10 protein-coding genes are annotated in these 12028 nt (G+C 65.8%); 5 read left to right on the forward strand and 5 right to left on the reverse strand.

The genetic code is table 11. The features are described from left to right. Window positions 1-88 precede the first annotated feature (88 nt). Complete coding sequence (locus tag CXR43_RS09115) at window positions 89-835, reverse strand: anti-sigma factor family protein (protein WP_103333660.1); 747 nt, start codon at window positions 833-835, stop codon at window positions 89-91. After that, window positions 832-1353: an RNA polymerase sigma factor gene (locus CXR43_RS09120; RefSeq protein WP_103334148.1), complete on the reverse strand. Its 522-nt coding sequence runs from the start codon at window positions 1351-1353 to the stop codon at window positions 832-834. The genes CXR43_RS09115 and CXR43_RS09120 overlap by 4 nt, the downstream gene beginning before the upstream one ends. A 189-nt stretch (window positions 1354-1542) precedes the next feature. Here CXR43_RS09120 and CXR43_RS09125 point away from each other — a divergent pair, with 189 nt between their 5' ends. The 3 genes from CXR43_RS09125 (at window position 1543) to CXR43_RS09135 (ending at window position 4565) form a co-directional block, all read left to right on the forward strand. After that, window positions 1543-2859, forward strand: a complete 1317-nt coding sequence (locus tag CXR43_RS09125; protein WP_103333661.1) for a S8 family serine peptidase — start codon at window positions 1543-1545, stop codon at window positions 2857-2859. Between the two features lie 70 nt (window positions 2860-2929). Beyond that, a complete protein-coding gene (locus CXR43_RS09130; RefSeq protein ID WP_103333662.1) occupies window positions 2930-3283 on the forward strand; it encodes a hypothetical protein in 354 nt (117 codons plus the stop codon). Between the two features lie 79 nt (window positions 3284-3362). Beyond that, the gene (locus CXR43_RS09135) at window positions 3363-4565 is read left to right on the forward strand and encodes a PqqD family protein (RefSeq protein WP_168219788.1); all 1203 of its coding nucleotides are present in this window, start codon (window positions 3363-3365) and stop codon (window positions 4563-4565) included. 90 nt (window positions 4566-4655) lie between these two features. Here CXR43_RS09135 and CXR43_RS09140 read toward each other — a convergent pair whose 3' ends face one another. From CXR43_RS09140 to CXR43_RS09150, 3 genes are read right to left on the reverse strand one after another with little or no spacing between them, the layout of a single operon-like run. Then, on the reverse strand, window positions 4656-5315 hold the full coding sequence (locus CXR43_RS09140; protein ID WP_168219789.1) for an HAD family hydrolase: 660 nt from the start codon (window positions 5313-5315) through the stop codon (window positions 4656-4658). Next, window positions 5293-7797, reverse strand: coding sequence for an ATP-binding protein (locus tag CXR43_RS09145; RefSeq protein WP_103333665.1), 2505 nt, complete (start codon window positions 7795-7797; stop codon window positions 5293-5295). Before CXR43_RS09145 ends, CXR43_RS09140 begins: the two co-directional genes overlap by 23 nt. Then, a complete protein-coding gene (locus CXR43_RS09150) occupies window positions 7794-8549 on the reverse strand; it encodes a winged helix-turn-helix domain-containing protein (protein WP_354001008.1) in 756 nt (251 codons plus the stop codon). Before CXR43_RS09150 ends, CXR43_RS09145 begins: the two co-directional genes overlap by 4 nt. A gap of 221 nt (window positions 8550-8770) precedes the next feature. Between CXR43_RS09150 and CXR43_RS09155 the strand changes: the two genes are divergently transcribed. Together CXR43_RS09155 and CXR43_RS09160 are read left to right on the forward strand one after the other, a co-directional pair. Next, window positions 8771-9799, forward strand: coding sequence for an ABC transporter substrate-binding protein (locus CXR43_RS09155; RefSeq protein WP_103333666.1), 1029 nt, complete (start codon window positions 8771-8773; stop codon window positions 9797-9799). A 72-nt stretch (window positions 9800-9871) separates the two neighbouring features. Next, window positions 9872-12028 (forward strand): ABC transporter permease, encoded by a 2157-nt coding sequence (locus CXR43_RS09160; RefSeq protein WP_103333667.1) that lies wholly within the window; start codon window positions 9872-9874, stop codon window positions 12026-12028.

A 12028-nucleotide genomic window follows, 5' to 3' on the forward strand; every position in this document is an offset into this window, starting at 1 on the left:
CGCTTTATGTTCTTGTTAAGCGAAACCGTCGCGGGCAAGCTGACATCTGCGTGACCAGGCAGCAGGCCAAAGCCCTGCGGGGACGCCGTCAGCGGCGCAGCGCCTGCGCCTCGGCGGCAGGGTCAAGGGCCGGCGAAGCGGCGACGTCATCAAGGAAGCGGTCGATCAGCGCGGTGCCAATCTCGGACGCCGGCTGATAGGCCTCGCCCCCCCTTGCGGACACGGCCAGGGCAATGTCCCAACCTGCCTCTGCCCGGCAGGCAATGGCACGGCTGGTTTGGGTGCTGATCAGCCGGCACAGACCAAGATCGGTTTCATAGCTGGCCAAGGCCCGGGCCTGAGTGCCATCGGTCAGCGTGACCTCTCCACCCGTCGGTACGGCAGCCAGAGCCAGGGCCGCGGCCTCTGGTCCATTTGCCTCGGCCAGGGTCGGCGGGGCGGCGCTGCGTCCCACCACAAAACCGGCGGCCCCCACCGCCAGCACCAGCGATGCAGCAAGCGCAAGGCCCCAGCTGTTTGCGGCACGCTGTATCCGCTGAGCAAAGGGCAAAACCGCAGCTCCCGTTTCGCCAGCCACACCGGCATCAGCCGCATGGGTCGCACTTGTCGGCACGCCGCCTCCCTGCATCACCGCAGCGATCAGGTGCTGCGGCACCGGCTCCGGCGGGAAGGCCGCCTGCATCAAGGCCCGCGTTTCGCTGAAGACCGCGAAACGCGCCGCCAGACCCGGGTCGGCTGCAACACGCGCCCGCAGATCCCGTGCCAGCGGTTCGGGCAGCTCTCCATCAGCCAGGGCCATCAACATCTCTGTGCTCACTTCATCGGTTCGGATCATCGGGCAATCCCTCGGTGTGGTCCCGTATCGGGCGTGGCGTTCAGACTATGGGCCAAAGACAGGCGGGCGCGCGACAGACGGCTCATCACCGTGCCTTCGGGGATACCCAGTGCAGCGGCCACCTCGCGGTAGCGCATGCCCTCGACACAGACGAGCATCAGCACCGTGCGCTGCTCTTCCGGCAGCCCTGCCATGGCGCGTCGGACCTCGGCCAGATGCAGGCGGTTTTCGGTTGTCCTGCGGCCATCTTCCCCCATCACCGTATCGGCCCCGGCATCGTCCAGCGGCTGGGTGTCGCGGCGGGCGCGGACCATGTCGATGAACGCATTGCGCATGATGCGAAACAGCCATGCGTCCATCCGTGTGTCAGGCGCGTAGCTGTCCAGATGGCGCAGGGCCTTTTCCACCGTGATCTGCACCAGATCATCGGCCAGATCGGCGGCCCCTGTCAGGCTGCGGGCAAAGGCGCGCAACCGGGGCAACAATGTGATCATTTCGCTGCGACTATCGGTGGTCACACGTGGTCCATCCCGGCAAAATCTGTTTTTGGTGCCGGTGTAACGGCTGCTGGTCATCATTTATTCCGATGGCCGCCAGAAAAAATCCTCTTTCTGCCATTCACGGAGCTGTGCAGGAATAAAAGGCCCGGCTGTGGCGTTATTCAGGCTTGCCCCCCTTGATCAAGGCCGCCCGCGAAAGGACAGACCATGGACAGTGATCCGCGCCAAAAGACCACCCGCCGCGCCCTGTTGCGCCGCATCGGCCTGGCGTCCGGCCTGGCCTATGTCGCCCCCAGCCTGACAGGCCTCGGGATTGCCCGCGCCTCGTCGAGCGGAGGGTCCGGGGCCTCGGGGGCGTCGCGCGACAGCGGCGGGTCCAGACCCGGCCAGCCACGCCCCCGTCGGAGCCAGCCGCCGCGCCGTGTGGCAGTGCCGGCCCGTCCCGAAATCCTGATCCTGCTTGGTCCAGAGCAGAATTTGACCCCGGCACTTGCCGCAGGCTATACGCTGCTGGCCGAAGCCGAGACAGCGGCACTGTCCGGCAGGCTGGCGCGACTGTCCCTGCCGCAAGGGCGAACGGTCGATACCGCGCTGGTCGAACTGGCAGGGCTGATCCCAGGGGCCCTGGCAGATCAAAACCATCTTTACACACCCGACGACTTCACCTGCACCGCCGAGGACTGTGCCGCGCAGGCCATGATCGGCTGGTCAGGCTGGCCCAGTGCGATGGCCCCCAAGATCGGGATGATCGATACCGGGATCAATGTCGATCACCCGGCGCTGATCGGCCAGAAGCTGACCGTGCATCAGATCGACCTGGCCGACCGCGACGCTGCGGGGCGCGCGCATGGCACGGCCATTGCCGCCCTGCTGATCGGCACAGTCACCGGGCGGGTGCCGGGGTTGCTGCCATTTGCAGACCTTATCGCGGTAGAGGTGTTTCATCAGGACGCAGGCGGTGAGGTGGCCGATGCCTTTGCCCTGATCCAGGGGCTGGAGCTGTTGCTGGCCGAAGGGGTCAGTGTGATCAACATGTCCTTCTCGGGCCCGGCCAATGCCGTACTGGAACGCATGGTGGTCCGCGCCGATGTCGCGGGTATCGCCATGGTTGCCGCTGCCGGAAACGGCGGGCCGGGCGCGGCGCCGGCCTATCCCGCCGCATGGGCGCAGGTGATTGCGGTGACAGCCGTAGATTCGGCCGAGCAACCGTACCGGCAAGCCAATCGCGGCCCCTATGTCATGCTGGCGGCACCGGGGGTATCGCTCTGGACGGCGGCATCCATCTCGGGCGGACGGTTGCGGTCGGGCACCTCTTACGCCGCCCCTTTCGTCACGGCGGCACTGGCGGTGGAACGGTTGCGCACTCCAGACCTGGCCGTGCCCGAGGTGACGCAAAGGCTATTCGCCTGTGCCCGTGATCTGGGAGAGGCCGGGTTTGACACAACCTTTGGCCACGGGCTGCTGACCGCGCCAGGGCAATGCACACGCGACAAATCAGAATTTTTTACCATCAGCGGGGAATAAAGCGCGGATGCGTCCGTTTTCCTGACAGTGCCGGACCACAGAACCGGCCCAACCTGAAAAGGAAAATCCCATGTCCAACGACACCAAGACATTGATCTCGCGCCGGGCCCTGCTGGGCCGTATCGGTCTGGTTGCAGGTGCGGCCTATGTTGCCCCCACTCTCGCCGGCTTCAATGCGGCGCGCGCCAGCGGCACCAGCGGCAGCGGCACATCCGGCGGCGCAAGTGGCGGCACCTCTGGCGCATCACGCGGGTCGGGCGTTTCCGGCGCGTCGCGGCCCTCGCGCAACTCTGGCCTGTCGCGGCCTTCGCGCCAGTCACGCCCGTCGCGCCAGTCACGCCCGTCGCGCGGGGCCCGTCGGACGGACGCAACCGGCGACCTGGGCCGCGACATGAACAGGCTTTTGCGCAGCATCGGTCTGTAATCTCATGACGGGGACGCCAATGGTGCCTGCCCCTCTGCGAACCCGCCCTGCGCGGGTTCGCAGACCCGCGCGCAAGCCAGTGCAGCGGCTTGATTTTGACGGCGTTGCTGGATCTGTCCTGATCGAGGCCGCGCCAGATCTGGTCACGGCCTTGCGCCGGATTGCACCCGACTGGCCCTGTGAGATAGCGCAGCAGACGCGAGTCGCGCCGGAGGCTGCCGATGTGCTCGCCAGTGTCACGGCACTGGAAGACGGCCTCACCCTGCAGTCGCGCTATGCCGACAGCCCCCTGCCCGGCCTGTCTCTGGCTGCTGCCGCTTGCGCCCTTGCCGCCGACCTGTCGCAAGGGTTTGTCGATCACCGGCCAGATCTGGGGGCCCTGCATTGTGGCGCGGTCGAGGTCAACGGAAGGCTGGTGGCGCTGACCGGGGCACACCGGGCGGGCAAAAGCACCCTGATCGCCCGTCTGACGGCCGAGCCGCAGATGCGGGTGTTCTGCGATGATGTGCTGCCGATTCTCCCGGATGGGCAGGGGCTTGCCTTGGGGATCTCGCCCCGGCTGCGGCTTCCGCTGCCCGAACGCGTCTCGACCCGGTTCCGAACGCATGTGGCACGCCATGTGTCTTTGCATGATGACCGCTATGCCTATGTCTCTGCCCCCGGCCAGGCCCCGCATGGCACGACCGCACCGCTGTCAGTGATTGTCGTGCTGGACCGACGCGACGCCGGTGCTGCGCGGCTGCACCCTATTGCGACGGATATGGCGCTGCGCCATGTGCTGGCGCGAAATCTGGCCGATCTTGGCAGCGCCGAGGTGGCCTTTGCGCAGATGCACGCCCTGGTCAGCGGCACGCTTTGCCTGCGCATGGTCTATGCCGATCTGGAAGAGGCGGTGGCCTTGCTGCACACGGCCTTTGGCGGGCCAGGTCGGCTGAACCCGGCTTTGCCCCTTGCACCCGATGACAGCAATCCGCCCGCGACCGCCGCGCCAATCGACCCGGTCGATCCGCATCTGGTCTGGCGGCATCACCCACAGGTGGCACGGCGACAGGTCGGCCAGTCCTCTTTCCTGTGGATGCCCGACGACACGGTTCTGCACCATCTCAACCCGCTGGGCGCGGCGATCTGGGCCTTGCTGGAAATTCCCGGTTCTGCGACCGATCTGGCCGAGGCTCTGGCGGAAGTGTTTCCCGAACACCCCATGACCACCATCCTGACGGACACCGCACGTCTGCTGGCCCAGCTGGCCAAGCACGGGATGATCCTCTCGTCCGACGCATGAGCGCGACTCTGACCGCGAAAGGGGCAGGCACAGCCACAGGGAAAGCCCTCACGGCGAAACCTTGGCATCACCTAGTCCCCTGCGAACATGTCATCGCAGAGAAACCATGCTGATCTCGTGATCAGCAAGCAGGGCATCGCACCCCTCGGGCCAATGCGGGTCGCGTACGTCGATCCATCGCATTCCAGCGGCCTGTGCGGCCTGAATACCCTGATCACTGTCTTCCAGCACAAGGCAGTCGCAGGCCGCCACCCCCAGCCGCGCGGCGGCGATCTGGTAAAGATCAGGTGCCGGTTTCGGCAAGGGCGCATCCTCAACCGTGATGATGTCGTCAAACAGAGCCGCCAGCGCCGTCTCGCGCAGAAAGGCGCGGGCAATGGCACCTTCGCTGTTGGTCACCACGGCGATCGGCACCACCCCGGCGGCAGCCCGCGCCAGCGCTGCCACGCGCGGGTTTTCCCGCGCCTGATCCGCAAGCGTCACCGTCAGCGCCACGCTGTCTGCAACAAAGCGCGGCAGATCGCCGGTCCCCCCGAAATCGGTCAGGAAGCGTTCAAACAGCCGGGTCCGGTCCAACCCGGTCAGCCCCATGTACCAGGCGCGGGGCAAGGGCAGCCCCTGAAGCTGCATCGCCTGCGCCATCCCGGTAAAATGCAGATCGGCGGTCAGCAGGAGCGTGCCGTCGCAATCGAACAGCAGGGCGGCAGGGGCAGATGTAGCGGCGAAATCATCGCTGTGCGACTTTGGCATCCTCGGACTTTCTGAACAGGGTGGACAGCGCCGATGACAGCGCATCGGCGGTCAACGGCTTTGGAACTGTGGCAATGCGACCCGGAAATCGGGGCGACAGCGGGTCAACCTGCGGCAGATGACCCGAGACCACGATGGCCCGGGCCTCGGGCCAGCGGGTCAGCGCGGTTTCCGCCAGACGCCAGCCATCAACCCGGCCTGCAAGCGTCAGATCGGTGACGATCAGGGTCAAGGGGTCGGCCATCTGGTCCAGCGCCTCTGCCGCATCGCCCGCTAGCAGCAAGGGTGCGGCGATCGGCGCCAGAAGCGTGACGGCGGCCTTGCGATCTGCGGCATCATCCTCGACCAGCAGCACCGGTCCCAGATCCAACGACTCCGGGGCCAGTGCGGCGCGTTGCAGCGGCAGCGTCAGGCGCACCGTGGTGCCCTGACCGGGGGCAGAGGTGATGGCGATATCGCCGCCCGATTGCCGGATGAAGCCGTAAACCATGGCAAGGCCAAGCCCGGTACCGGTGCCATCGGCGCGGGCGGTAAAGAATGGCTCCATCGCATGGGCCAGCACCTCGGGCGGCATGCCCGCACCGGTATCGGCCACCTCCACCACTGCCAGATCGTCCAGTTGCGAGACCGTCAGCGTAACCCGGCCCTTGGCCGCGATGGCCTGACCGGCATTCAGGCACAGGTTCAGGATGGCGCTTTCCAACTGCCCCGGATCAACCCGCACTGGCAACGCAATCGGCGCGTTCCGGACGATCAGCTCTACTTCCTCGGGCAATGCAAGGCTCACCAGATCCACGATGCCATCAACCAGCCCCGGCAGATCCAGCAGTTCCGGCTCCAGATGCTGGCGCCGGGCAAATGCCAGCAACCGCACGGTCAGGGCCGTGCCCAGATCGACCGCCGAGGCGATGGACTGGCGCAGGATGCTTTGCCGCTCGGGCGGGGCCGAGTCCATCAAGTGCAGGCTGCCCGAGATGGTAGAGAGGATATTTCCGAAATCATGCGCCACTTCGCCCGAAACCTTGCCAAGCGCCTCGATCCGCTGAATCTGGCGCAAGCGGTCTTCCAGCTGCCGCCGTTCGGTCGCGTCGGACAGCAGCACCACCGCGCCGCCCTTGGGCAGCGGGCTTTCGCGCAATTCGGTATGGTGAACGCCGCCGAGTGACAGGGTTGCGTAACCGGCCTGCTGCGCGCCGGACTGCCAGCCTGCATCGGCGATTACATCGGTCAGCCGGGGGCGGCCGGTCAGGCGCGCGGGATCAACCCGCAAAACGGGTGCCAGGCGGGCATTCTGCGCGACGATCTGGCCCTGATCCGACAGGATCGCCACCCCGTCGCTGATACCTGCCATCATGTTTTCATAAAGTGCGGTGCGCTGCGCCATCTGCCGATGCGACCGGTCCAGTCGCAACGCATTGGCGCGGAAGGTCCGGAACGCGTGAAACAGCTTGCCGATCTCATCCCCCTGCCCCTCACCACGCGGCAGCTTTGTCTGGCGGTCGCCGGCGGCAAGGCGGATCATCGCATCCGAAATCGCCCGCAGGTTGGCGGTGACATAGCCCGAGACATAGAGGGCGGCCACCAGCGCCAGCGCGGCACTGGCCAGCACCACGAGCAGCAACGTGGACTTGGCCAGCGCGATGGCGGTGGTGGTGCTGGCACGTTCCGCCGCAATCGCCGCCTGCGCCTGCAAGGTGGCATTGGCCGCATGGGCGGTGACGGCAGCGGCCCCAAGCCGGATGCGCACCAGCGCCGCCTCGGCCCCGATCTGGCGGGCAAGTTCCAGACGGCGCAGCTCGAACAGGCCGGCCTCGCCTTCGGCAATTGTCTTCAGCCGGCCCAGCTCTGCCGCCTCAGCCACCGGGCGTTGGCCGGTCAGGCCCAGAGTCAGGGGGCGGGTCAGTCGGGTGTATTCGCGCTGGAACTCGCCCACGCCGATCAGGTTTTCCGCCCGCCCTGCCCCCAGCAAGGCGGCAGCGGTGCGTTGCAGCACCAGCCAGTCCTGCCGTTCCTGCAACGGGGCGGTTGCGCGGGCCGATTGCGCCGCATAGCGGCGTTCGGCAACGGCAAGCTCGGCATTCAGCCGCAGGGTGCGGTCGCGCAATCCCGCGCGGAGCGAGGTGTCGCGGACCAGCCCGGCAATCGCCAACCGCGTCACCCCCAATGACGCGCGCAGCGGGTCGTCGGCGGGCAGCCCCGCCAGCAACCCGTCGACCAGCGCGGTGGCTGCCTGCCCTTCCTGCGCAATGCGGAACGGGCTTTCCAGCGTCAGCAGATAGGGGGCCAGTGTCGCCAGATCCGCCGCCTGCCGCGACAGGGTCAGCGCGGAATCGACCCCTGTCAGGGTTTCGGCCAGCAAGCGGTCCATCCGGTCATTGCCGCGCGACAGCGCGCCCCAGGCAATCCCCCCTACCGTGAGCACCGCCACGGCCAGCAACGCCAGCGCCACCAGCAGGCGGCTGCGGACGGAAAACCGTTTCATGCCATCACACCGGTGACAAAGATATAGCCCTGCCCGCGGCGGGTCTGCAGATGGACCGGCTTTGACGGCACGGCTTCGATCTTGCGGCGCAGGCGCAGGATCAGAACATCGATGGTGCGGTCCATATACTGCGACAGATCATTGCCCAGTTCGGTCAGCAATTCGGTGCGCGGAATGATGCGGCCCGGATGGCGCAGGAAATATTCCAGCAGCCGGTATTCGGCATTGGTCAGCGCAATCTCTGCCCCCATCGGGTCGAGCAACTCGCGCCGGGTCTGGTCCAGCCGCATCTGTCCGAAGGCCCGGATCATGCTGCTGCTGCGGTCGGGGGGCAGCACGCCCGGATGGCCCACGCGGCGCAGCACTGCGCGCAGGCGGGCAATCAGTTCACGCGGGTTGAAAGGCTTCATCATGTAGTCGTCAGCCCCGGTTTCCAGCCCGATGATCTTGTCCATCTCATCGCCGCGCCCGGTCAGCATCACCACCGGAATCCCGGTCGTCTCGCGGATGCGGATCGCAAGGGTCAGGCCGTTTTCGCCCCGCAGCCGCAGGTCGATCAACGCAAGGTCCACCGCCGGTCGCGGGCCCAGGGCCAGAAAGGACGCCCCGTCCGCCATGGGCAACGGGGTAAAGCCGTTGCCGGCCAGCAATTCGGCGACTGTCCGGCGCAGGTCGGCGTCATCATCGATTATGGCCACGACCGGGTCTTTGCCCAAAGGCATCTCCCCCTGCGGCATGGACGCCTGTTCCATTGCCTTTTCCTCCCCATGGCCATGATGGCCAAACTGCAGGGCGGCGCAATCCAATTCAGGTTAGCAAAGTTCCGGGTTTGGCGGGGTTTTGTAACACTGTTCATCAAAAGCCCGGCCTTCGGACAGGCTGTTAACCCGGACACCCCTTCGCCTGAGGCCGGATCTCGTGCCAGTCTTTGCGCCTACCACCAGGGAGAGGTGGTCTATCTGGGAGGATGACAATGAAAGTTTCGATGATCAGTGCGCTGGCACTGGGCGCTGCCATGGCCGCAGGTGCGGCGCAGGCCCAAAGCCTGAACGTGGTCTGCTCGAACGAGCAGGCCTGGTGCGATCTGATGGCACAGAACTTCAAGATCGACACCGGCGTCGATGTGGCCATGGTGCGCAAATCCACCGGCGAGGTGCTGGCGCAGATCCGCGCCGAAGCGGGCAACCCCAAGATTGATGTCTGGTGGGGCGGAACCGGCGACCCGCATCTGATTGCCGCCAATGAAGACCTCACCGTGCCGACCGGCGTCGATGTGTCGGGCCAGCTCGGCTGGTCGCAGAACATGACCGAAATGTCGGGCGGCAAGGCTGTGGGCGTGCATGTCGGCCTGTTGGGCATGCTCTACAACACCGAAGTTCTGGCCGAAAAGGGGCTGCCCGCGCCAGCCTGCTGGAAGGATCTGGCCAAGCCCGAATACAAGGGCGAAGTGACGGTCTCGAACCCGCAATCCTCGGGCACCGCCTATACCCAGCTGGCCACGCTGGTGCAGCTGTTTGGTGAAGATGAGGCGTTCAAGATGCTGGCCGAGATCGGGGCCAACGTGAACCAGAACACCAAATCCGGCTCCGCCCCCGGCAAGATGGCCGCGCGTGGCGAGACCACCATCGCGGTCGGCTTCATGCATGACATGGTGAACCTGAAAAAGCAGGGTTTCCCGGTCGAGATCGTCTCGCCTTGCGAAGGCACCGGCTATGAGGTGGGGGCCGTGTCCGTCATCAACGGCACCCCGAACCTTGAGGCGGCCAGGCAGTGGGTAGAATATGTGATCAGCGCCGAGGCGCAATCGGCAGGCTTGGAGGTGGGTGTGTTCAACATCCCGTCCAACCCCGAAGCCGCGACCGACCCCGAAGCGCCCGACATGGCAGGGGTCAAGCTGATCGACTACGATTTCGCCACCTATGGCTCGTCTGAGACGCGCGAGCGTCTGCTGGCGCGGTGGGAAGCCGAAGTGAAATCCAAGGGCGGCAATTTCGAGGAATGATTGCCTGACCGGCCCGCCCCCTCGGGGCGGGCCAATCTGCCGTCACGGCAAGACTTCCGGGAGATTGATGCAATGCGGCGCACGGCGGGGCTTTGGCTTTTGGCCGGGCTGGCGGGCTATGGCCTGCTGCCCTGGTATATGGTGGCGGGGGGCTTCTGGTCCCTTGGCTGGATGATGCAGATGGGCGGCGAGGCGCAATCGGCGCTCTTGTGGTCGTTGGGTGGGCGGGGCTGGCTGTGGCTGCCGCTGCTGGGCTTTGCGGTCGCAGGGGCCACTCTGGTGCTTGCGCGCGGACAGCTGGCGATGGCGCGGGGGCTGGTGATTGCCGGGGCGCTGGGCTTGGCGCTGATGGCGGCGCAGGGTCTGGTGATCCTTGGCAACGGCACCCGGTTCGGGTTGCTGGAAGGAGCCACGCAACCCGGCATGGGCGCAGGCGCGCTTGTGGTGGGGGCGGCGCTGCTGTTTTTGCTGACCACCGGCATTTCCGGCCTTGGCCGCGGCCGGGGCGACGCCTTCATCACCGGCATGATCGGGGCCATCGTGGCGCTGGTCGGCATCTTTGTCTTCTACCCGATGAGCTTTATCCTGGTGCGCGCATTCGAGCTTCGCGGCGGTGCGGGGCTGGGGGTGAGTGAGTTCCTGCCCCGTTTTCTGGCAGGGGAAATCTGGTCGCCCGCCTGCCTGACCGGGCTTGGCTATTGCGGTGCTGCGCTCAATTCGCTGATGCTGGCGCTGGCCACGGCCACCGGCACCACGCTGATGGGGCTGGCCTTTGCCCTGATCTTCACCCGCACCAATTTTCGCGCCAAGAAACTGCTGCGCGTGCTGACCATCCTGCCGATCATCACCCCACCCTTTGTCATCGGGCTGGTGCTGATCCTGCTTTTTGGCCGCTCGGGCACCATCACCGAATTCTTTGCCGACGCCTTTGGCTGGGAAAAAACCCGCTGGCTGTACAGCTTCTGGGGGGTCTGGCTGGCGCAGATGCTGTCGTTCACGCCGATTGCCTTTCTGGTTCTGATCGGCGTGGTCGAAGGCGTCAGCCCCAGCATGGAAGAGGCCAGCCAGACGCTGGACGCCGACCGCTGGCAAACCTTCCGCTTCATCAGCCTGCCGCTCATGCGCCCGGGTCTGGCCAATGCCTTCCTTTTGGGGTTCATCGAAAGCCTGGCCGATTTCGGCAATCCGCTGGTCTTGGGCGGCAATTTCAACGTGCTGTCGACCGAGATCTATTTTGCCATCGTCGGCACCGTGGCCGACCCGGCCAAGGCGGCGATCCTGTCGCTGATCCTGCTGTCACTGACGCTGGGGGCGTTTCTGGCGCAGCGCAAATGGCTGGGCCGCAAGAACTATGCCACCGTGACCGGCAAGGGCGATTCAGGCCGCAATGCCGCGCTGAACGACGGGCTGCGCTGGACCTGCTATGCCGTAGCCCTGCCATGGGCCGCCTTCACGCTGGTGCTGTATGGGCTGATCTTCTTTGGCAGTTTCGTCAAGCTCTGGGGCTATGACCATACCCTGACCTTCGAGCATTACACCCGCGCCTTCGGCATCGTCTACCGCAACGGCATCCACTTCATCGGGGCGGCCTGGAGCAGCTATTTCACCACGCTGACCATCGCGGCCATCGCCGCCCCGCTGACCGCCGCCGTGGGTCTGGCGACCGCCTATCTGCTGGTGCGGCAGAAGTTCACCGGCAAGGACGCGTTCGAGTTTTCCACCATGCTGTCCTTTGCCATTCCCGGCACGGTGATCGGGGTGGCCTATGTGATGGCCTTCAACTTCCCGCCCATCGAACTGACGGCGACCGGACTGATCCTGATCATCGTCTTTGTGTTCCGCAACATGCCGGTGGGCGTGCGTGGCGGCATCGCGGCGATGAGCCAGCTGGACAAATCGCTGGATGAGGCGTCGATCACGCTGGGCGCGAATTCCGCCACCACCCTGCGCCGGGTGATCCTGCCCTTGATGGGGCCTGCGATTCTGGCGGCACTCACCTACAGTTTCGTGCGCGCCATCACCTCGGTCTCTGCCGTGATCTTTCTGGTGTCGGCGCGCTATAACATGGCCACCAGCTTTATCGTCGGACGGGTGGAGAATGGCGAATTCGGCATCGCGATTGCCTACGCGACCGTGCTGATCGTCACCATGCTGGCTGCCATCCTTGCCCTGCAACTGATCATCGGACGACGCAAACTGCGCCGGGCCGACCGCATCGAAGCCCATTGA

The sequence above is a fragment of the Pseudotabrizicola formosa genome (genome assembly GCF_002900965.1).
Classification (GTDB): Bacteria; Pseudomonadota; Alphaproteobacteria; order Rhodobacterales; family Rhodobacteraceae; genus Pseudotabrizicola; species Pseudotabrizicola formosa.

Coding starts and splice junctions, on each gene's coding strand:
- CXR43_RS09160 (WP_103333667.1), top strand. CDS start 9,872: ATGCGGCGCACGGCGGGGCTTTGGCTTTTGGCCGGGCTGGCGGGCTAT.
- CXR43_RS09130 (WP_103333662.1), top strand. CDS start 2,930: ATGTCCAACGACACCAAGACATTGATCTCGCGCCGGGCCCTGCTGGGC.
- CXR43_RS09145 (WP_103333665.1), bottom strand. CDS start 7,797: ATGAAACGGTTTTCCGTCCGCAGCCGCCTGCTGGTGGCGCTGGCGTTG.
- CXR43_RS09140 (WP_168219789.1), bottom strand. CDS start 5,315: ATGCCAAAGTCGCACAGCGATGATTTCGCCGCTACATCTGCCCCTGCC.
- CXR43_RS09150 (WP_354001008.1), bottom strand. CDS start 8,549: ATGGAACAGGCGTCCATGCCGCAGGGGGAGATGCCTTTGGGCAAAGAC.
- CXR43_RS09125 (WP_103333661.1), top strand. CDS start 1,543: ATGGACAGTGATCCGCGCCAAAAGACCACCCGCCGCGCCCTGTTGCGC.
- CXR43_RS09155 (WP_103333666.1), top strand. CDS start 8,771: ATGAAAGTTTCGATGATCAGTGCGCTGGCACTGGGCGCTGCCATGGCC.
- CXR43_RS09115 (WP_103333660.1), bottom strand. CDS start 835: ATGATCCGAACCGATGAAGTGAGCACAGAGATGTTGATGGCCCTGGCT.